The organism is Radiobacillus deserti (assembly GCF_007301515.1).
GTDB lineage: Bacteria > Bacillota > Bacilli > Bacillales > Amphibacillaceae > Radiobacillus > Radiobacillus deserti.
The window spans coordinates 2404532-2426635 of sequence record NZ_CP041666.1; the positions used below are offsets into that span (position 1 = coordinate 2404532).

Genomic DNA, 22104 nt, shown 5'->3' on the forward strand with positions numbered 1-22104 from the left:
CCTCTATGATATAATCAATAAAAATAGAGAATATATAGACAGGTGATTAGCTTGCAAAAAAAGTTCTATGGAATTGTTGATATTGGGTCTAATACGATGCGATTAGTCATATACCTTCAAGAAAAAGCAGGTCACTTACGCGAAGTTGAGAATGTGAAAGCTGTTGCTCGATTGCGTAACCACCTCAACACAGAAAATCAATTAACTGAGCAAGGTCTCGATATTTTGATTAACACGCTGCAAAGCTTTCGTGAAGTGATTCGGACATATTCCTTAACCGATCTTGTCTGTGTGGCAACGGCAACTATACGTCAAGCTAAAAATCAATCCGATATTATCAACAAAGTAAAAGAAAGGACTGGTCTGCCGATTCGGGTTCTGTCTGAAAAGGAAGAGGCATTCTATGGGTACTTAGCTGTCGTGAACGCTACCTCCATCGACGAAGGGATTACTGTAGATATTGGTGGTGGGAGTACCGAAGTCACCTATTTTAAAAATCGCCAGTTAATGGAAGCTCACAGCTTTCCCTTTGGGGCACTTACATTACGTTCATTTTTTAAGGACATCATTCCAGAAGAGAAAGAAATATTTGAACTTCGTCATTTTTTAATGGAGCAGTTCTCCTCTTTACCATGGCTTGCGCAAAAGCAAGTCCCACTCATTGGCATCGGCGGAAGTGCACGAAATTTAGCACAAATTGATCAAGCGTTAAAAAAGTATCCTTTAGCTGGTCTTCACCAATATAAAATGCAAGTAGCAGATATACAATCGGTGATGGCTTACCTAGTTAGTCTGAACTACGAAAAATTGTTGAAGGTCGAAGGCTTATCGTCCGATCGCGCTGATATAATCCTTCCAGCCATCACAGTTTTTTCATCCTTGTATGAAACAGTTCAAGCCGAAAGCTTTGTTTTAAGCCGAAAAGGATTACGTGATGGCGTGTTTTATGAGCAACTATCCAAAGAATTTGGTACTTACTTATTCCCAGATGTTTTAGAAGATAGTATCCAAGAGCTTATAAATGACTATGATCTTCACCCTAAACAAATCCTACATGTTCAATCGCTTACGAGAAAATTATTCCATCAGCTTCAAGATCAGACAGCTGTTGATTGGCAGGATGCGGATTGGGTGTTATTAAAACGGGCCAGCTACGTATTTAACCTTGGAAAGTATATCGATTCGGAATCTAGTTCTCAACATACCTTCTACCTACTAGCAAACCGAACAATCGATGGTCTACTACACAAAGAACGGTTAGAACTTGCACTTGTAGCTTCTTTCAAAAATAAGACGGTCTTTAAGCAATATGTCCAGCCATATAAGGATTGGTTTTCAAAACAGGCCCAAAAAAAGCTAAGGTCCTTGGGGGCGCTACTGAAGTTTGCATACTGCCTAGACGCAACTAGGCGTCAAATAATAGACGATTTTACAATTGAAAAGACGGAAATAGGTATCGACATTACATTATATTGCTCGCAGGATTGGATGCCAGAAAAATATCAGGCAGAGAAACAAAAAAAACATCTTGAAAAGTCTTTAAAAATACCTATTCAATTACATTTTAAAAAAGCAGTCGAGTAGACCTAACGTTATTTCTTGCATTAAAATATGACCCTTATGAGGAAATTTTACAAACTTTTAACGTCTACTTTATACCCGCTTCATAATTCCTTACTATGATATAGTGGAAAATCTATTGGCAAAAGGATGAGTTCCATGTCTCTTACTCAAAATATTGAGAATAAATTAGATAATCCTCTTTATTACAATAACCGAGAATTAAGCTGGCTTGCTTTTAATGAACGGGTTCTAGAAGAGGCAATTGATGAACGAAATCCACTTCTAGAGCGGTTAAAGTTTTTAGCCATTTTTTCTTCCAATTTAGATGAGTTTTTCATGGTTCGAGTTGCCGGTTTAAAGGATCAAGTGAAAGCGGGGTTTAATAAAACCGATAATAAGTCAGGATTAACACCTAAGCAGCAGCTAAGAAAGATTGCAGAGAATAACCATGAATTGGTGAAAAGACAATATCAAATGTACCACACACTACAAACGGATTTGCGTGAGGAATCCATTTCTATTTTGCCTATGGAGTCTTTGACTGGCGAGGTGCTGTCAAAATTAGAAACCTACTTTGATGAACAAATATTTCCGGTTTTAACTCCAATGGCTATTGATGCGTATCGTCCTTTTCCAATGCTACTTAATAAATCGATTAATATAGCGGTGGTTTTACAAGACAAGGTGTTTCTGGATGAAAAAGAACCAAAGACAGCCATCGTCCAAGTACCGACATTGCTAGATCGATACATCCATATTGAAGGCTTTCAATATGTCCTGGTGGAGGATTTAATTTGTCACTTCATCCACAAGTTTTTTGCAGGCTATCAGGTTCAATCTGTAACGGAGTTCCGAATTACTCGAAATGCGGATATGACCATTCATGAGGAAGGAGCCCGTGACCTTTTAAAAGAAATTGAAAAGGAATTAAAAAAACGAAAATGGGGTGCCGCTGTTCGACTAGAAGTTCGAGAAGAACGAGCAGACCCTGAAGTAGTACGCTTTCTTTTATCCGTACTTGAAATTCATGAAAACGATCTATACGAAATTAATGGCCCGCTAGATTTAACTTATTTGTTCCGCTTTTATGGAGATATCGAGAAGGAAAAAGATCATCTAGTCTACCCATCGTTGATGCCCCAGCCACCACAAGATTTAGGAAATGATGAGAACGTATTTACAGCAGCGAAAGAGCGTGACATTTTTTTACATCATCCTTATGAGTCCTTTGAGCCAATCATCGATCTTATTTCGGAAGCAGCAGATGATCCAGATGTTTTGGCAATCAAACAAACATTATACCGAGTAAGTGGAGATTCCCCAATTATTGCAGGATTAAAGAGAGCTGCTGAAAACGGAAAACAAGTGACCGTTCTCGTAGAATTAAAGGCTCGGTTTGACGAAGAGAAAAACGTTCAATGGGCAAAGGAACTGGAGAAAGCGGGTTGCCTCGTTATATACGGAATGAATTACTTAAAGACACACAGTAAAATTACGCTTGTTGTCAAGAAAACAAATGGTCATATTGAGCGATTTGTCCATTTAGGAACGGGTAACTATAATGACCAAACCGCTTCATTGTACACAGACATGGGCATTATCACGACTAAGCGCAAATTCGGGATTGATGCAACGAACTTCTTTAATTATCTAAGTGGATATACGGAAAAACCTTACTACCATCATTTGTCCATGGCTCCTTTCGATATTCGTAAAGATTTAATGGATTTGATTGATGAAGAAATCTACTACCAAAAAGCGCATGGAAATGGACGAATCATTGCTAAAATGAATTCCTTAACCGATAAAGAGCTTATTATGAAATTATATGAGGCTTCTCAGTCGGGTGTTCAGATTGATTTAATTGTACGGGGTATCTGTTGTTTAAAACCAGGGATAAAGGGGATTAGTGAAAACATACAAGTGATTAGTATTGTTGGACGCTTCCTAGAGCATAGTCGAATCTATTTCTTCCATCACAATGGAGAAGAAAAAATCTTCCTTTCTTCTGCTGACTTAATGACACGGAACATGGTGAAACGAGTTGAGTTAATGTTCCCAATTTATGAGAGCTCCATTAAGATCCGGATTAAGAAAGTGTTAGAGGTTATGCTGAATGATACGATGAAGGCAAGAATTCAAGCAAATGATGGAACTTATCATTATATTCTTCCAAAGCCAGAAGAAGAACCTAAAGAAAGTCAGCTTACTTTGTTCAATATGGCTTACCAATTGTTAGAGGATGAAGAGTAAGGAACACATGGGAATGGGAATGGGAATGGGAATGGGAATGGGAATGAGGATGGAACAAAACACATGATAAGATGGACAAAATCCGAACCTTTATTCGTGATTCTTTCAAAAAATCGAATAAAGGTTCGGATTTATTATCACTATTTTATGCCCGCTAAGTCCAACGCTGCGGAAAGCGGTGTACTTCTCGCGAAGCGTCGCATTCTACACGATTAAGTTCAAGAGTAACAATCTTAGTTTTATTCCAGCTTCTTTTATGTCGATACACTTCCAACAGACGTTGTCTGCACGCCCTCATTTTCTACTTGCAATGGCAGCCAATCGAACTGTGGGAATTTTTCTTGCCACAGTTCTAAATGTTGTTCCACACGCTCCGGTTCCACGATGGCTATCATAGTCGGTCCAGCACCGGACAGAAATACCCCATATGCTTCGGTTTCTAAAAAGCTTTGAATCATCTCATAATCTGGTACTAATCCTTTACGATAAGGTTGATGAAACAAATCTTTTTTCATCATTTTGCCTAAAAGCGGCCAATCCTTCATACAAATAGCTGCTACGCTCACATTGGCTACACTGCTCGCGTGGACGCTCCGCTCGTACGTGAATTCCTTTGGAAGAACTGCCCGAGCATCTTCTGTCTTTAGCTCATAACTTGGGATTACCGCTAAAAAGGTTACACCTTCTACTGGGATTTTAATCCAGTTTACTTCTTGATCATAATGACCAATGACACATCCCCCCATAAGAGCTGGAGCTACATTATCTGGGTGGCCTTCAATGTCCGTCGCAACTTGAAGCTTTTCTTCCTCTGTTAAATGGAGACCCAAAATTTGATTTGCCAATTCAATACCCGCTATGGTTGCTGTTGCACTACTTCCTAACCCGCGCGCTAACGGAATATCACTTGTCATTTCAACACGACATGCTGGAAGATAAGGATAGTGAAAACGATCTGCTACTATTTTAGCAATCTGATACACTAAATTTTCTGTCCCCTCTGGAATACCTTGTAAACAATCAGATTTTGCAACAAACTTCCACTTATCTGCTGGTACTACAGATAAGTGCAAGTATAAATTTAAGGCAAGTCCAATAGAATCAAAGCCAGCACCTAGATTCGATGTACTTGCAGGCACTTTTATAGACCAGCTCATACGAGAACACTTTCCAATATCTTGTTAATCACCTGTTTCTCGTCATTTGGGAGAACACGTGGTTCAAAATTACTATAATCAATAGCAGTATTGGGATCCTTTAATCCATTTCCTGTTAGTACTGTTACGATGGTAGATCCTTTTTCCACTTGGTTATGCTTAATGGCTTTCAGCAGTCCTGCAACCGAAGAACAGGATGCTGGTTCAGCAAATATTCCTTCATTGGCTGCTAACCACTGATACGCTTCAATCATTTCTTCATCGGTAATCTCATCAATAGACCCTTTCGATTCATCTCGAGCTACTACAGCCTGTTGCCAACTAGCTGGATTCCCAATTCGTATTGCAGTTCCAACTGTTTCCGGATTTTCAAATACTTGATCATGGACGATTGCAGCCGCTCCACTCGCTTCATATCCCATCATCTTAGGAAGGGAAAACCCTTTTTTCTCATGGTATTCTTTAAATCCTTTCCAATAGGCTGTGATATTCCCTGCGTTCCCCACTGGAATAAATAGATAATCTGGTGCTTGACCTAGTGCATCACACACTTCAAACGCAGCCGTTTTTTGACCTTCTATCCGATACGGATTAACAGAGTTTACTAACGTAACATGACCTGTTTCGGCCAGTTTTCGAACCATTTTTAAAGCATCGTCGAAGTTTCCTTCAATGGAAAAGATTTCAGCACCATGCATGACAGCTTGTGCTAATTTCCCCTGTGCAATTTTTCCATCTGGAATTACAATAAAGCATTTTAATCCAGCTCGAGCAGCAAATGCTGCAGCAGATGCAGAAGTATTTCCTGTAGAAGCGCAAATGACTGCCTTCGCTCCCTCTTCTACTGCTTTGGCAATCGCCATTACCATACCTCGATCCTTAAAGGATCCGGTTGGATTCGCTCCTTCTATTTTCGCATATACATGCAAACCATGCTGCTGCGAAAGCTTCTCTAATTTAATTAGTGGTGTATTTCCTTCTAGTAAACTAATTTTAGGTGTTTCCTCTGATATTGGTAATAACTCCTGGTATTCCTCTAAAAGTCCTTTCCAGGCCATTTTTATTCCTCCCCGTCTACTCGGTAGTAACTGATAACTTTTTTTACAACGGATAAATCCATAATTTGTTCTAAACTTTTTCTTAATTGTTCCCTGCTAACACTATGAGTAACCATGACAATTTCAGCAGTCTGATTCTTATTACTAGGAAGTTGTAATATTTTCGCAAAGCTCACTTGTTCGCCTGTAAAAACATTGGTTAGCTTTTGGAAGGTACCAGCGGTATCGTCCACTTCCATACGAATAAAAAATTTCATAAATTTTTCTTTATCTGTCTTTAGTTTCTTTTTATATTGTGGGATTACGTAAGCATGACCATTAATCCCTAATCGAACATTTTTAACAGCTTCCATCACGTCAGATACAATAGACGTTGCTGTTGGAAGACCGCCTGCACCCGGTCCGTAAAACATCGTTTCCCCAACTGCTTCACCATGTACATACACCGCGTTGTACTCATTCTTAACTTGGGCAAGTGGATGTTCATTCGGAAGCAATGTGGGTTCAACACTCACTTCTACTTTCCCCTCGTCATTTACTTCTGCAATCCCTATCAGCTTAATCGTATAACCTAGTTTTGCAGCAAAGGTTAAATCCTCTTGCGTAATCGAACGAATTCCTTTTACCTGAACGTCTGATAGTTCAAGCGTTGTTTTAAATGCTAAATTCGCAAGCAGTGTCATTTTTCTAGCTGCATCCAACCCATCTACGTCAGAAGAGGGATCCGCTTCTGCATACCCCAATTGTTGCGCTTCCTCTAACACCGGTCCAAAGGGTCGTTGTTCATCTGCCATTTTCGTTAATATAAAATTAGTCGTACCGTTAACAATTCCCATCATTTTTTGTATTTTATCTGAAGCTAATCCGTCCGATAAAGCGCGTAAAATCGGAATACCACCCGCAACGCTCGCTTCATAAAACACATCCACTTCCTTATCCTTAGCTAATGGTAATAACTCTTGACCATAAAGCGCCATGACATCTTTGTTAGCCGTTACTATGTGTTTATGATGGAGAATCGCTTCTTTCATTAATTGATACGTTTTTTCGATTCCGCCCATCACCTCAATAATAATATCAATATCCGGGTCCTGGATAATCGATTTAGGATCTGTCGTAAGTTCACTGCCAATTACATTAATATCCCTTTTTTTATGAATATCACTAACAAGAATTTTTTTAATAGAAACTTCACAACCTAACTTGTATTTAATTTGATCACGGTGATCCTGAAGAATACGAACGACACCTGATCCGACCGTCCCTAACCCACATAACCCTATGTGTATTGTTTTCGTCATACCCCTCATCCCCTCGATGTTCTGTTCTTATAAAGTAAACACTTGTTTATCTATAGTGGACATTATACAGTTGCATTTCTACATTATCAAGACCAAATTTATGGTTCTTTTAATTTGAGTTTCTACAAAAAAAGAGAGCTTATTCCTTTGTATGGAACCACTCTCAAGTTTCAAACCATTTTTCACTTGTATATTAAATGTGAGCGATGTGCAAGAAAACAAAAGAGATGTAACTCACTTCCGTTACATCTCTTTTGTTTAATCAATCGTTATACATTTTTTAATTCCATATTCAATGCCTATTAAAGAAAGGATAAATAGGACAAGAAAAATCAACGGAATGCCAATTAACCAATGAACAGTTGTTTGTAATGTATAATAGTACATTCCGATTAATGATGCCCAATCGTAAGTAATCGGAAGTGGCGGATCACTACCTCCATAAGCTATATTTGTTCCACCAAAATACAATTCAAACACACCTAAATGTGTCATGACTAGTATAGCTTGAATAGTAAGAGTGGTAAGCAAGGTAAGCATAGTTCCCTTCATATGAGGGATTAAGTGGTGACGAAAAATATGATAAGGACGTCCACCTAACACTCTGCTCGATATAACAAATTCTTTCTTTAGCAACACACTAGTTTCATTAGCTAATAAGATAGCAGCAGGCATTGCTAGTAAAATACCGATTACTAGTACTTCCACACTTATTCGATAACTAAGACTAGTAGGAAAACCACCCATGGGCTCTATAAGCAGTGGTCGTAAAAAAATGTATGCAATTAAGGAAGCTGGAATAAAGTACAAAAAAGAAATACTATTCTCTACAAATCTCGTTTTTCCTTTATAGCGAAATCCTAAAGGAATGCCAATAAGCATCGCTAATACAAAGCTAACCAACGCAATAGAAAGAGCGCCTAATATGGTGAATTTTGCTCCCTGTAATATGTAGTACACTAAATGGTTACCATTTAGGTCTGTCCCAAATATGGAATGGTCGAAAGGCGCAAGTGGTGGCCCAACTAATTTGTTTTGTTCATTATAAAAATATTCTGTTTTGGCCACATATGTATCGAAAAATATGCTATGGATAAAACTTGCAACCAATACTATAATGATGAAAGCTAGCCCTAACACTAATGTAGGTTGTTTATACCACTTCTTTTTCATAAGGATACCTCCTGGTTCGTTAGTCGATATAATACAAGCTCCATAAATTTCAACAAGAGGTAAATCGGAACAAAAAATAAGATACCAGTGACGAAAAAGACAGGTGGCTGTGAATACGAAAACAGCAAGGATGTCATTCCTAGATTCTCAAACATATATTCGATGATGAGCAGGTTGCTAATCATTAGACTAATCAAGTACTTTGATTGATAAGCAAGTCGAATCAGCATATTTCTTAGAATGTGCTTTAATAATATCCAGAATCTTGTTAGTCCTTTACTTAGTGCAAGGTCAAAATAAGGTTCTTTCTTTTCCTCATCCATTAGTCGAAGCATGGATTGAAAGAAAAAGATAGTAGGTAGTATTGATAATATAAGAGCAGGCAATAAAATAGCCTCGTCCGTACCAGCACCTGAAATATTCGCAAGTCTAGTACCAGTTTCCTGATAGAACCAAATTAATAATAATTGGGAGATCACGACGTACATAACATCCGGGATGCTTTGTAATAAAGACGAAAAAGACAGACATAGTTCCTTCATTTTAGTAGGAGCATACCATAGAAGCGTCGCAGTTAATAAAGCAATACTAAAGGAGACAGCAAAGGCGATACCTAACACAGATGCAGAAGAAAAAAACGCTTTAAAAATATATGGAAATAAGTCTCTTTCTATCCCAGACACAGGGTTTGTATACACTAAAGCACCTGGCTGAAACATTTTTTCAATAACATTAGTAAGCACTTGTTTTCCTGGCCAAATTAATCCATTAGCTGACATAAATAATGGAGAGATACTAACAACAAATATCCCAACAATTAATAATAAAGGCTTAGATAATTCATTAATGACATACATCCATTTTTGATTCAATATACTCCATCCCCCGACACTATTAATCTATTTAACACGCATATTTTATCATTTAATTCAGAACCTGTAAAAAATTGGCTAAAAGCATCGCCTGCATAGATGGTAAGGAGTCATTAGTAGTGCAAACGGGGCTGGGGCATAACGAAAAGGACAAGCCGAAAAGCCGAACAACAGCCTATACTAGCTCCGAAAATATACGTAGACTCCAGCGGGAGGAAAGGCATCGGTGAGCCCCCACAGTGCGTCAGCACGAGGAGGCTCACCAGCCACCCGCGGAAAGCGGAGTATATTTCAGGAGCGGGGTATAGGCACTATTTATAATTGTTCGTTTTTTCATTGCTTCCTATACTTTTGTCTCAACCTTTTAGTAAGGAATTGGGGTAATCGCTTCTCTCCCTTGTAAAACGTTCGTTACGTTCTCTAAGCATAGTATGATCATTTCTTCCCTCGTCTCCTCACTTGCCGAACCAATATGTGGAAGACAAACTACTTGATTAAGGTTTAACAGTGGATGGTTTGGTTCCACGGGCTCGTGCTGGAAAACATCCAATCCTGCTCCCCGAATACTACCAGAGACTAGCGCATGATAAAGTGCTTGTTCATCCACCACAGCACCTCTTGACACATTAATAAAAATGGAAGACTGTTTCATTTGGCTAAACGCTTCTTCATTGAATAACCCGTTCGTTTCCTTAGTTAGTGGTGTCAGACAAACAACGAAATCCGATTCCTTTAGCAACTCTTCAAATGAACAGTACATAGCAGCTAATTCTCTCTCTGCCTGTTCTTTTCGCGTTCGATTGTGGTAAAGAATGTTCATACCAAAACCCTTTGCTCTTCTAGCAACTGCTTCTCCAATTCTCCCCATTCCTACTATGCCTATATTTTTTTGATTCATCTCTGTTCCTGCCAGTAAAAAGGGGGACCATTGCTTCCACTTTCCTTCTCTAACAAATCGGTCTGCTTCGATTAATCTTCTACCAGTAGCTAGTAGCAACGCAAACGTTAAATCGGCCGTGGCATTCGTTAACACATCCGGTGTATTTGTTGCAACGATTCCTCTTTTTCTTATAGAGCTTAACTCAAAATTATCATAACCCACCGCTAAATTAGCAATGACTTTTAGGTTTTTTGCTTGTTCCAATAGCTCCTCATCGATTTTATCAGAAAGCATCGTGATCATACCATCTGCATGAGCAATCTCTTCTTTTAAAGTTTCAGCATCTACTGGCTGATCCTCGTATGTCCATGTTTTTATTTCAGCGATATTCTGGTAAGGTTTTAATAATTTTTCTGGTATCTGTCTTGTAATATACACATATGGCTTCCTCAAACATTCGTTCTCCTTTCCTTTACCAATCAATGCTTGGAATAGTTATGTCTTCCTTGGCAAGCCCCATTTCCTTAAAGAATATTTTTAGATTTTCCTCATACCTTTTTGATTTCATTAACAAGGAATGATAGGACTTATAAACTGCTTCGGTATCCTTATGTGAAAATCCTTCTTCCAAGTAATCAAATAGATGAACGGGTAATAATAAGCGAGCATATATCATTCGCCAGCTAAATATAGAAAGTGGGTTTACTTGTTCATATTCTTGAATAAAAACTCGTAACAACTGGAAACAATCCTCTTCTGATTGTAGAAAGTATGGCCTTATGTACTCAGCAATGTCTCTTGCTGGATGGTCATATACTAATTCGTATGGCCAAATAATGCTCTGCTTCATTTGGTTTGTATAACGCTGAAAGCAAATTGTACCTCGATCGACTTCATGATATCTCCAATCTTTTTCTGTTTCATCTGTATACTGTAATGCATTCTCAGTTAATCCTATTAGATACGGGAATGTATCGATGAATAATCGCTGGAACTTTGAGACTGGTCTTTCCGACCACTGTTTCGCATAAAATTGTTCAAAAGCATTAAGTTTTTCACTCCAAAGTGTAGACCATTGTCCATAGCTTGAGATAAGGACTGGTTCATATGGATATTGACTTCCTAAATGATGAAACTTCGCCAGCACCGAGCCGGGATGCTCAGATTGGTGTCCTTGCATAGGTTTTCCACAACACACGATATATTCTTTGTTTTGATCTATTGTTAAAAGGGACCCATTTTTATTAAAAATGGGAGTGGAAACAAAATCTACACCATGCACATACATAAAATCAGCCAATGCTTTTTGCTCCAAAAGTACCTCTTCATTGTTTTCACTTGGAATGATAAAATAATACTCACTACCTTTTTTATAACCATCATATCCGTTTATGGTTGTTTTTTGCCCATTGAAACTATCTACATATTGAGATAATACATGTTCCATGTTTTGTTATCTCTCCCTTTATTAGCATTTAGTTCATTCTATGTATAAGAAAAAGAATTCTGAACCTAGGGATGCTTAACAACTCAGATAATGGGTATTGTAAGAGGAGAATACAAAAGTTAGGTGTGATGACGTTGTCAGAGAAGAAAAAATCAGCGGTAGAAGTAAAAGCGAGAGCATGGTTGGAAGAACGCGGTGTTACGTTAGATGATATTGCAGAATTAGTTCACTATTTACAAGCGAAGTACCATGACCACTTAACCAAAGAAGAATGTAAGTTTCATGTCGAGAAAGTACTCTCTAAACGAGAAGTTCAAAATGCCATTTTAACTGGTATTCAACTAGATGTATTAGCAGAGAAAAAAATGTTAGAACAGCCCCTTCAAGCTACCATAGAAACAGATGAAGGACTGTATGGGGTCGATGAAATTATTGCCTTATCTATCGTAAATGTGTATGGCTCTATCGGCTTTACAAACTATGGGTATATAGATAAACAAAAGCCTGGTATTTTAGAAAAATTAAATGATAAAACAACTGGAAGCTGCCATACTTTCCTAGATGATATTGTTGGAGCTATTGCCGCAGCAGCATCTAGCCGATTAGCGCACAGTTCCGCTCATGAAGAAGTGGATGGATGAATAAAAAAAACGAGGATTCCCTCGTTTTTTTTATTTTGTAAGGATACCTTCTCTAACTGAAAGAATTGTGCTAAAATTCTAACGTTATGTAAAATTTATGACGTTGGAAGGGATTTTATGAAAAAAAGACTGTACTGGATGTTGCCTTTTATCCTTGTTTTTATCGGATTAGGAATCTTATTTACCCGCAATTTATTACATGTAACGGAACCACCTGAATCGGATTGGAGTCGAGACTTAGAATTATTTGAAACCGATATCAATCAGCAACCAATCGTTACTTTCCGTAATAATGAATTTCAAATCTCAAGCTACAACACAAACGCAGAACTTATACAGAAGTCATATAACAAACATATAGAGTTAACCAATACGTCTTCCTATGACATTCCATATACAAAATGGACAAGGGTTTTTATAAAGGATGAACAAGTCATCTACTTTGACTATAAAAACATCTATGACGGAGAAAATAAAGAGCTTATTGATCAAGCAAACCATTTCTATCCTCTAAGAGACACCATTCTATATATGAAAGGATCGGATCTATACCAACTTCATCCGGAAACGCTAGAATCAACAGAAGTCATAAGCTTTAAAGATAAAACCGATGAGATTGTACCTTTCCAGCAGGGGGATTCCATCTGGTTTATCGTTCCGCAATCAGGAGTTAACTCGATTCAGCTAGATGTCTATCAGCTTCAGGAAAATAAAGCAAAACTAATGGTACAACCAACCTTTACCTTAAAACCTGGAGAACTTTTAAGCGAGCTTTCTTTTGCAACTGATGGTAAAAAAGCTGCCTTTTTATATGAAACTAAAGGAGAAAACACAGGTGGTACAGCTCCAGTATATACAACATATCTTGCTGAAGGGAATCTGAAAGATGCTACAATCGAGCCCCGCCGTATTACATACTCGGATCCACATAGTTCCCAATCATTAAAGGAAATTGGAGATTCTATCCTTACATACAAGGATGGTACACTAGTGGCATTGTTTGCGGCAAGCGGATTCAGTCAAACGAAGCACGGGGAGACTTCTGCATTCAACATATACACTGCTACATTTAATGGGGAAGAAGTGAAAGTAGAACGCAGAAGTAATACTTCAGCAGTTTCTTCTAAGCCACAATGGGTAGACGATAGATCCATCACTTGGCTTGATCTGGATGGTGATCATTACAAACTATTGTACGCATCTTCAAATCCAGAAATCATAGAAAAAGCAAAACAAATTACAGGGGATAATGTAATGGCTGCTCTTGGAAAAACCTTATTGATGGTGGCTAGTTCCTTCTTTGGTTATGTTCTTACATCTATTTGGTTTATATGGCCACTATTATTCCTAGTAGTCCTTTTTCTCATTAGAAAAAGGTTATTAGATCAAGACCCCGTTTGGTTATTTTACAGTGGGATAGGGATTTACATACTAGCGGCTATTATTTATAAAGATCGTTTTTTCATCGACAGTATGTATGAAAGAGCACCGGATTTTCTAACATTTCCAGGTAGTAGTTACTTATATATATTTGGATTTGGATTATTAGCGTACCTTTTCTCATGGATGGGATACAAGGTGAAAGAATGGTCTTCCATTGTACGTTTATTCTTTTTTATAATCTTCCATCTACTCCTACTCGTTACTTACTTTGGACCATATTTGTTATAAAAGAAACAGCTAGGATTTTATTCCTAGCTGTTTTTGTTTACATAATATTTGGAATCCATTCCAATAGAGAATGAATTTGATAGGTAGGTTTTATTTCCTCATTTAGAAGCTCTTCTTCTGTTGAAACACCTGTAAATACCATTAATGTATCCATACCTGATCGGATACCTGCCAATATGTCTGTATGATAGTTGTCCCCTACCATGATAGTCTCCTCATGTTTAAGCCCCAGCTTTTGAATCGCATAGTCCATAATAATCGACTCCGGTTTTCCAACAAATACAGGTTGTACACCTGTACTAACAGAGATAACAGATGTTAGTGATCCATTCCCTGGTAATAAGCCTCTTTCTGTAGGAATTGCTACATCTCCATTCGTGGATAAGAATGTCGCACCATCTCTTACAAACAAGCAACCTTTTGCTAGCTTTTCATAATTAATTTCTCGATCAATTCCTACCACCACATACTCCGCTTCAGACTCGCTCACCAATAGTCCTTCTTGTTCTATAGCCACTTTAAGACCATCTTCTCCTATAACATAAACAGAAGCGTTCGGCTTTTGTTGTTGAATATAAGCTGCTGTTGCCATACTAGAAGTTACAACTTGGTTGGCATCAGCTGGAATATCCATTTGATTTAACTTATCTGCAACTTTTTCCGGTGTAGTAGACGAATTGTTTGTTAGAAATAAGTACGGAACCTCTGCCTTTACTAAAGCTTTCACAAAATCAGAGGCTGCTTCTATTTTCTCGGTACCGCGGTACATGGTCCCGTCTAAGTCGATTAAATATCCCTTATATGTTTTCACCCTAACCCTCCTCTATTTAGAAAATGCATTCGCCACTCCTAGTTCTCCATCTAAATAGGTTCGAATTCTACCACTAAATTGCTCCATTACTTCTCTATGCTTTTTCATAACATCCAAAAGATGTTCATGATTAATCGTAAGGTATTCTTTAACAAGTGGTATTCGAAGGTCCACGATTTCTTTATAAGCTTCAGAATCATCCTCTAAGAGAACTTTTTCATCCACCAAAATATCAATAATGTCATGAAAACTTCCTGGATCTCGCATAATAAAACCATCAATCATCATATTGCCTACATCAAGCATTGCTTCAATTGTCATATGTATCATACGTTCTAGACTTAACTTTTCTAAAAAGGAATCATAAGAGTGTTCAAAAAGCTCTTGAAGTAGTCCATCCACATACAATAACGTTCTTTCTATTTGATCTCGATCAACAAAATACATCGATTAACCCTCCATATGTAAATGATTAAGTAGCTAGTATTTTTTTCTCTTTCTTCAGACCATTTTATAAAAAATACTCTCCATTTGTCACTTAAGGTCATGAAAGACATCAAATAATACAATACTAATACAGTATTTATCATAGCATATTTATTCTATTTAATATTCCTTCCTTGTTTTGCTATCATAAGAATAGAACGAATGGAGGCGAATGAAATGGGAAAAAGCTTTTTAGAAGATAAGCACATCCAAATTCCTGCACGGAAGGTGAGCTTCAAAGGGAAGTATTACCGATACGATTTACTCGTTGTAGAAGAAAAAGAAGAAGATGGAAACAGAATTGTACTAGACTTAAATGGTAATCGTTTCACCCATATGAAGCTAGAAGATGTGGAAAAAGAAGGGTTTTTAGAGCACGCACTTCAGCTTACCGAAATTGAAGCAGAGGATATCAAGCCGTTTTTAAGAGAAATTCTCTCATAGATACATGCCTTCTGGATATTCTACTGGATAGGAGGCGATGATCAATGACAAAAAAAGAAGAAGAAAACAAATACTCCGATTTCTCCAATGTCGAAAGTATGCGTAATTATTTAATTCCTGAACAACTTCCGGAAGGACCATATGGTAGCCCGATTAATAAGGATGAACCTGTTCAAAATAAGAGTACTCCATGGCGTGAAGGACAGCGTTACTATAGTGCCTTTAATTATCCCGACAAAGATCAACATGATAATTTGCCAAGAAAAGTTGAGCCTTATCATCCGCTTCATGATGAAGAAAAAAACCACCAAGAAGATCCACTTGCGTAGTCCATATAAAAAACGTTGGTTCAAAAACCAACGTTTTCTTTATGAATCAAGCCTCTTCATCACGAAGTACGCACAGCCGAAATTACAATACTCATATAAGTAATCATCAAGGGTGCTTATTTTTGTATCAAAGGCTGCCTTTGGATTTTGATCATCATAAAATCCCTTTAATCGAAGCTGCTCATAGCCCCAATCGCCAACGATAAAATCGTATTTACTTAATATATCACTATACCTATTTTCTAAGGCTTCTAAGTTAAATCCATTTTTTACATCTTCAATGACTTCGTATTTTTTCCCTGCTATTTCAACCATACTTTTCACCCCTTAAGCTGGTTATAGTGTACCATAAATGTACCTCTTTGGAATATAGTTTGTTGTTTCCGCTTAATTGGATAACATTCTCTAGCATGAATCTTCCCCTTGCCTTCCAAAATAAAGATGGGGAAGACAACAAGGAGGGTGAGAAAAATGAAACTGAAAATGTTTGTCTTTTCTCTTCTGTTTGGAGGAATCGCTTTAGCAGGGTGTGGAACTGCAGAGAATGCAGAAGACGCGGATCGAACGTTAAATGGGGACGGATCCTTGAATGAATTTCAGGAACCAACTCAGTTAGATCCTGAACAAGAAATGTCTTCTAGACTAGGTTATGTACGTTATAACAAAGAAGAATTAGATCAAAATGAAGAAGACAAAGTGATTCGAATGGATCGTAAGCAATATGCGGATACCATTTCACGTCTCTTACTTCGTAATGATGGGTTTACGGAAGTAGCAACACTTGTTACGGACGAAGAAGTGCTAATTGCATACAATCAACCCGATAAAATAGAGCGAGATAAAGCCGCATCCATTGCTCGACAAACCGCTTACTCCGTTATTCCAAGGTTCTTCCACGTTTACGTGTCGGATAAGCCCGTATCCTTTCGAGATATCCAAAGTCTCCAAAACTCCACAACCTTAAGTGATGATTATGACGCAACATTAGATAGCATCATTGAAGATATGAAAAAAGCACCTCAAGGGGATGAGTTTATGGAAAAAAACTTAAACAAGGAAGATCGTGAACACGAGCAATATGAACAATACGAGTAAATGGAAGAGGTGTCTAGAGACATTCTAGGCATCTCTTTACATAACTTTTCCATTAATCTAATCCTTTTAAACGTACACACTAAGGACTAAGTTTCGAAAAGCAGGAGGTGAACTTCCATGTTAAGAAATCTACTCATAATCTTTTTGCTTATGTTTAGCACTATTCACCCTCTAACTGTCTCTGCTAAAGAGCAAACTCAAGAAGAAAAAGACCAATTAAAAATGGCGTTATACAAAAAAACAGAAGCTTTAACCCAGATTCCTTGGTACTATTTAGCGGCCATTGATCAATATGAAGAGCAAGTAACAAAAGAGCCGGCAAGTGAACTTATTTCCATAACAATTCCTGAACAAAAATGGTATGGGATGGGAAACCCAGCCTACTCCACGGATCCAGATTGGATTGGATTATTTGAAGGGCTCGGTAAAGATGGAAATGGAGATCATAAAGCAGAGCGCAATCAGGACGAAGATATTTTATATTCCTTTGCTCATTACATTACGACATTTGGTCAAACAAAACAGGATATCAAAATCGCTTTATGGAAGTATTACCAGCGTGAATTAACCGTATTAACGATTATGAATACCGCGAAAGTATATAAGAAGTTTGGAACGATTGCATTAAATGAAAGTGATTTCCCACTACCGTTATCTGCTAACTTCAGCTACAGAAGTACATGGGGAGATGCTCGCGGATTCGGTGGAAGAAGAATCCATGAGGGGACCGATATTTTTGCCAATTATGGTGTCCCTGTAAAATCAACCACTTACGGAGTCGTAGAAATTAAAGGATGGAACCGTTTTGGTGGCTGGCGAATTGGAATTCGGGATATTTACAATCGATATCACTATTTTGCACACCTTAACGGCTTTCAAGAAGGAATCAAAGTAGGAGATGTTGTAAAGCCTGGAGACGTAATAGGATCCGTGGGAGCCACAGGCTACGGTCCACCAGGTACTTCCGGAAAATTTCCACCTCACTTACATTATGGTATGTATCAAGATAATGGACACAGTGAATGGTCCTTTGATCCATATCCTTATTTAAAAAGATGGGAACAGCGAGCACGAAGAAAATAATGAAAAGAGGAATTTGGCTAATATACCAAATTCCTCTTTATCTTTATAATATTAGGATCTTTTTGCGGCCTTAACAGCATACGTAATACTTGCTGCAAGTCCTCCCCAAATGATGACAATCCCAATAACCGCCATAGTAATAGCACTAGCTGACATTATTGTGCCACCTCCTGATCTTCTGACTTAGATGCCTCTGCTGCTTGATTCGGCCATTTTTTCAATGTTAGTAATGCTCCGGCGAACATTGCACCAATCGCAACTACCCATCCGTAATTGAATAAGAATTCAATTGGATAATCTCCATAGTTAGTAGTAATCTCTGATTTGAGGTTTTGAAGCATCATGACACCCAGTACAGCTGGTGTAATAACACCTAGGCAGAATCTCCACCAAAACCCGAGTTTAATGTCGGAGATGCCATCCGCATGACTTTGGAAGTCACGAAGTGATTTCACGAACCACGCTACCGCTACAACTTCAAATAGACCTGATAAAGCTACCCCGTAGTTGTTAATAAAGTGGTCAACGGTATCTAAGAGGTTTAAGCCTCCTTGTGTGGCAAAAAACAGGGACGCAACTGCTGCCAGTCCTCCACCAATCAAAATGGATGTGCCACGAGAAATATTAAACTTCTCTTGCAAACCTGCTACATAAGTTTCCGATATAGAAATCATCGACGATAATCCTGCAAGGACCAGTGATAAGAAGAATAGGACACCGAAGAATTCTGATGCCGGCATTTGGCTTATAATCTCTGGGAATACCATGAAGGCTAACCCAACGCCACTACTTGCAACCTCATTCACTTCTACACCGTTTTGAAATGCCATAAATCCTAAGGCTGCGAATACACCGATACCAGCAAGTAACTCGAAAGATGAGTTCGCAAAGCCAGTAATAAATGCATTATTCGTAATATCTGATTTTTTCGGTAAGTAAGACGAGTACGTAATCATAATGGCAAAGGCAATCGATAAACTAAAGAAAATTTGTCCATATGCCGCAACCCATACTTTACCATCCATAATACTAGACCAGTTAGGCTCAAAGAAAGCTTCTAATCCATCAAGGGCACCAGGCAAAGTAATTGCACGAATGACAATAATTATAAATAGAACAACTAATGCAGGAATGAAAATTTTGTTTGCCACTTCAATCCCTTTCCTAACCCCACGGCCTAATGTGAAGAATACAATAGCCCATACAAGAAGAAGTGGGAATAAAACAGACGGTACTAAAGAACCAAATACTCCAGGATCTGATAGCTGTAAGTAATCTCCTACAAAGAATGAAGTAGGATCGTCCCCCCACTGTTGTCCAAAAGAAAAATAAGCATACATAATAGCCCAAGCGATAATTATTGGATAATAAGCAGAGATAACGAAAGATACTGCAACTTGCCACCAACCGATCCATTCAAGACCTTTACTCATCTTACTATAAGATCTAGGCGCAGATCCACGAAACTTATGTCCGATGGTGTATTCCATGATTAACAGTGGAATACCTGCTGTTAGAAGTGCAAATAAGTATGGTAAGAAAAAGGCACCTCCACCATTGTCGTAAGCTGTATATGGAAATCGCCAGATGTTTCCAAGACCGATAGCAGACCCCATTGCAGCCATAAGAAAACCAATACGAGTTCCCCATTGTGAACGGTTTTCCATAGAATGTTTCCTCCTTCATCAAAATGAATGTCTCTTTCTACTACCTTTATGTTTAAGGTAGAGATAGAATGTTTCAAATTTTTATTTTTTTCTGATATTTATGTATTATAACTAGACCTTTGACCTATGTCAAAGCTTTTCAAACAAGATTCTCATAAGAAAAACATCCCAGTTTTGTCAGATAATCTAACGGACTTCTCACACCAATTATGTAAGCGTTTTTTAAAGGGGATAAAAAAACCACCATCTTATATAAAAGATGGTGGTTTAGCTTAAGCTTTTCGATGAATAAATAAAGCAACAATCATTATTACTAAAATGGCTACTGCTAAAGAAACAACTACAGCTCCTGTCCAGGCAAAACATAAATACCCAATTATCGAAGCTGCAGCACCGATTAAGGCATAAGGAAGTTGAGTTAGGACGTGGTCAATATGATTGGCTCCTGCACCTGTAGAAGAAAGAATGGTCGTATCAGAAATGGGCGAACAATGGTCTCCAAATACGGATCCAGCCAATACAGCAGATAAAGCTGGTAATACTAGGGAAACATCCGTAACAGCAGCCAACTCTCCAGCAATTGGGAGCATGATTCCAAAAGTACCCCATGAAGTACCTGTTGCGAACGCCATAAAGCCTGCAACTACAAAGAGTAAAAGTGGAAGATAATCCGGTTTGATAGCAGATGCCGTAACAAGTTCAGCTAAATATTGACCAGTCGCTAACGTATCAATGACTGAACCAATCATCCAAGCAAGAATTAATATATAGATAGCCGGCATCATCGACTTTAGCCCTTCTAAAACTACATGGATGCTATTTGGCTTATCTTTAGCCTTTATACCATACAAAATCCAAGCAACGGCAACAGCAAGTACTCCTCCTATAAATAACGAGAGATTTACATTTGTATTACTAAAAATATCCAAAACGTCATAAGAAGTACCACTTTCTTGAATACCTGTTACGATCATTGCCGTTACGGTTCCGATTACCAATGTGAGAATTGGAACTAGTAGGTCTGCCATTCCACCCTTCGCTTCCTTTTTAAATGTAGACGAAAGGTCTCCTGGAATATCCCCATTCTTCTCGTCATATAGCTCTCCCGTTTGAATAGCACGTTGTTCATGTACTTTCATAGGACCAATATCCATTTTTAAATACACAACGCAGAATACTAGCACTAAACAAGCTAACGCATAAAAGTTATATGGAATCATTCCAACAAAAGCTTCGAATGCTTGATAGTCTGTAATGCTATTCGTTGCTAAAATCGTCCCTATTGTGCCAATAATATAAGCACCCCAACTCGAGATTGGTGAAATAACGGTAACAGGTGCTGATGTCGAATCAATAAAATACGCAAGTTTGGCACGTGATACTTTATGGCGATCGGTTACAGGTCGTGCAATCTGTCCTACCGCAAGACTGTTAAAATAATCATCGATGAAAATAATAATTCCTAAAAACGCTGGTACAGCTTGTGCCCCTGTTCTACTATGCACCTTGTTCATTGCCCATTCTCCAAAAGCTTTACTTCCACCTGATGCGGTCATAAAGGAAGTTGTAACACCTAATAGGAGAAGAAAAACTAGCATATAAATATTTCCTTTCTGCCAGCCTCCATCTGCGTAAAAGATTTCGTAAAAAATGGACCATATTTCCTTTAATGATCCTCCTACTTGTCCTTCGTGAATAATAAATGCGCCAACAATAATTCCGATACCTAAAGAAACTAAAACTTTTCTTGTTAACAACACCAGAACCAGCATAATAATTGCTGGGATTAAAGAATAAATTGTTCCTTCCATATTCCAATTAAACCTCCTATTTCAGACGTCGTCTGATATATGTTGATGTAATTCATGATGAATAGTCCTTTAAGATGGGAGGTTGATTGGCTAAATATAGAAAAAAGGCAGGGATAGAAAATAACCTACCTCTGCCTTTTGAAGCACATATGTTATTATCCATCTCGATCAGTAGCTCTTCATGTTAGCCATGACAGTATTTCCCCTATTCGAAGTAAATACCAATATAAGCACTTAGACATGAGCTTATACTTCGGCAAATAACCCTTTCCATCGTGTTCTTCGTTGTCATCCTCCCACGATATACTCTTGCTATTCGCGCCTCTACCTCACCGATCTGATAAGGTTTATTCATTTTTCCT

The 22104-nt window shown here is 38.1% G+C and carries 21 protein-coding genes and 1 riboswitch; of the genes, 8 read left to right on the forward strand and 13 right to left on the reverse strand.

Translation table 11 applies throughout. The annotated features are described in order from the left end of the window. The first annotated feature begins 51 nt into the window (after positions 1 to 51). Both ppx and FN924_RS12730 read left to right on the forward strand, forming a co-directional pair. Positions 52 to 1584, forward strand: coding sequence for an exopolyphosphatase (gene ppx / locus FN924_RS12725; RefSeq protein WP_143895056.1), 1533 nt, complete (start codon positions 52 to 54; stop codon positions 1582 to 1584). Positions 1585 to 1719: 135 nt separating this feature from the next. Continuing rightward, positions 1720 to 3816, forward strand: coding sequence for an RNA degradosome polyphosphate kinase (locus tag FN924_RS12730; RefSeq protein WP_143895058.1), 2097 nt, complete (start codon positions 1720 to 1722; stop codon positions 3814 to 3816). A gap of 254 nt (positions 3817 to 4070) precedes the next feature. On the opposite strand, the gene thrB is transcribed toward FN924_RS12730, so the two are convergent. The 7 genes from thrB to yutH all read right to left on the reverse strand — a co-directional run bounded on the left by thrB (position 4071) and on the right by yutH (position 11704). Then, positions 4071 to 4973 (reverse strand): homoserine kinase, encoded by a 903-nt coding sequence (thrB, locus tag FN924_RS12735; protein WP_143895060.1) that lies wholly within the window; start codon positions 4971 to 4973, stop codon positions 4071 to 4073. Further along, entirely contained in the window at positions 4970 to 6031 is a 1062-nt protein-coding gene (thrC, locus tag FN924_RS12740) for a threonine synthase (RefSeq protein WP_143895062.1), read from the reverse strand. Before thrC ends, thrB begins: the two co-directional genes overlap by 4 nt. Before the next feature lie 2 nt (positions 6032 to 6033). Further along, positions 6034 to 7332, reverse strand: coding sequence for a homoserine dehydrogenase (locus FN924_RS12745; protein WP_143895063.1), 1299 nt, complete (start codon positions 7330 to 7332; stop codon positions 6034 to 6036). A gap of 258 nt (positions 7333 to 7590) precedes the next feature. Continuing rightward, positions 7591 to 8505 (reverse strand): ABC transporter permease subunit, encoded by a 915-nt coding sequence (locus tag FN924_RS12750; RefSeq protein WP_143895065.1) that lies wholly within the window; start codon positions 8503 to 8505, stop codon positions 7591 to 7593. After that, the gene (locus FN924_RS12755) at positions 8502 to 9377 is read right to left on the reverse strand and encodes an ABC transporter permease subunit (RefSeq protein ID WP_143895067.1); all 876 of its coding nucleotides are present in this window, start codon (positions 9375 to 9377) and stop codon (positions 8502 to 8504) included. The genes FN924_RS12750 and FN924_RS12755 overlap by 4 nt, the downstream gene beginning before the upstream one ends. A 364-nt stretch (positions 9378 to 9741) precedes the next feature. Further along, complete coding sequence (locus FN924_RS12760; RefSeq protein ID WP_143895069.1) at positions 9742 to 10710, reverse strand: 2-hydroxyacid dehydrogenase; 969 nt, start codon at positions 10708 to 10710, stop codon at positions 9742 to 9744. Between the two features lie 19 nt (positions 10711 to 10729). Next, complete coding sequence (gene yutH, locus FN924_RS12765; protein WP_143895071.1) at positions 10730 to 11704, reverse strand: spore coat putative kinase YutH; 975 nt, start codon at positions 11702 to 11704, stop codon at positions 10730 to 10732. Between the two features lie 134 nt (positions 11705 to 11838). Here yutH and FN924_RS12770 point away from each other — a divergent pair, with 134 nt between their 5' ends. Then, positions 11839 to 12345 (forward strand): phosphatidylglycerophosphatase A family protein, encoded by a 507-nt coding sequence (locus FN924_RS12770; RefSeq protein WP_407691991.1) that lies wholly within the window; start codon positions 11839 to 11841, stop codon positions 12343 to 12345. A gap of 117 nt (positions 12346 to 12462) precedes the next feature. Next, complete coding sequence (locus FN924_RS12775; protein WP_143895073.1) at positions 12463 to 14016, forward strand: hypothetical protein; 1554 nt, start codon at positions 12463 to 12465, stop codon at positions 14014 to 14016. 37 nt (positions 14017 to 14053) lie between these two features. Here the strand turns inward: FN924_RS12775 and FN924_RS12780 are convergent, their stop codons facing one another. Together FN924_RS12780 and FN924_RS12785 are read right to left on the reverse strand one after the other, a co-directional pair. Then, complete coding sequence (locus FN924_RS12780) at positions 14054 to 14827, reverse strand: TIGR01457 family HAD-type hydrolase (RefSeq protein WP_143895075.1); 774 nt, start codon at positions 14825 to 14827, stop codon at positions 14054 to 14056. 12 nt (positions 14828 to 14839) lie between these two features. Next, the gene (locus tag FN924_RS12785) at positions 14840 to 15274 is read right to left on the reverse strand and encodes a DUF86 domain-containing protein (protein WP_143895077.1); all 435 of its coding nucleotides are present in this window, start codon (positions 15272 to 15274) and stop codon (positions 14840 to 14842) included. 216 nt (positions 15275 to 15490) lie between these two features. Here FN924_RS12785 and FN924_RS12790 point away from each other — a divergent pair, with 216 nt between their 5' ends. Both FN924_RS12790 and FN924_RS12795 read left to right on the forward strand, forming a co-directional pair. Next, complete coding sequence (locus FN924_RS12790; protein WP_158634001.1) at positions 15491 to 15757, forward strand: SAV0927 family protein; 267 nt, start codon at positions 15491 to 15493, stop codon at positions 15755 to 15757. Between the two features lie 44 nt (positions 15758 to 15801). Continuing rightward, positions 15802 to 16086: a cytosolic protein gene (locus tag FN924_RS12795; RefSeq protein ID WP_143895081.1), complete on the forward strand. Its 285-nt coding sequence runs from the start codon at positions 15802 to 15804 to the stop codon at positions 16084 to 16086. Positions 16087 to 16125: 39 nt separating this feature from the next. Here the strand turns inward: FN924_RS12795 and FN924_RS12800 are convergent, their stop codons facing one another. Further along, positions 16126 to 16401 (reverse strand): YutD family protein, encoded by a 276-nt coding sequence (locus FN924_RS12800; RefSeq protein ID WP_143895083.1) that lies wholly within the window; start codon positions 16399 to 16401, stop codon positions 16126 to 16128. A gap of 156 nt (positions 16402 to 16557) precedes the next feature. Between FN924_RS12800 and FN924_RS12805 the strand changes: the two genes are divergently transcribed. After that, complete coding sequence (locus FN924_RS12805) at positions 16558 to 17181, forward strand: YhcN/YlaJ family sporulation lipoprotein (protein ID WP_143895085.1); 624 nt, start codon at positions 16558 to 16560, stop codon at positions 17179 to 17181. Positions 17182 to 17298: 117 nt separating this feature from the next. Beyond that, positions 17299 to 18264, forward strand: coding sequence for a M23 family metallopeptidase (locus FN924_RS12810; protein ID WP_143895087.1), 966 nt, complete (start codon positions 17299 to 17301; stop codon positions 18262 to 18264). Between the two features lie 51 nt (positions 18265 to 18315). Here FN924_RS12810 and FN924_RS12815 read toward each other — a convergent pair whose 3' ends face one another. The 3 genes from FN924_RS12815 to FN924_RS12825 form a co-directional block, all read right to left on the reverse strand. After that, positions 18316 to 18420: a methionine/alanine import family NSS transporter small subunit gene (locus tag FN924_RS12815; protein ID WP_143895089.1), complete on the reverse strand. Its 105-nt coding sequence runs from the start codon at positions 18418 to 18420 to the stop codon at positions 18316 to 18318. Beyond that, entirely contained in the window at positions 18420 to 19931 is a 1512-nt protein-coding gene (locus tag FN924_RS12820; RefSeq protein WP_143895091.1) for a sodium-dependent transporter, read from the reverse strand. Before FN924_RS12820 ends, FN924_RS12815 begins: the two co-directional genes overlap by 1 nt. A gap of 272 nt (positions 19932 to 20203) precedes the next feature. Then, complete coding sequence (locus tag FN924_RS12825) at positions 20204 to 21742, reverse strand: Na+/H+ antiporter NhaC family protein (protein WP_143895093.1); 1539 nt, start codon at positions 21740 to 21742, stop codon at positions 20204 to 20206. 164 nt (positions 21743 to 21906) lie between these two features. Then, positions 21907 to 22077, reverse strand: a riboswitch (Lysine riboswitch). Between the last annotated feature and the right edge of the window lie 27 nt (positions 22078 to 22104).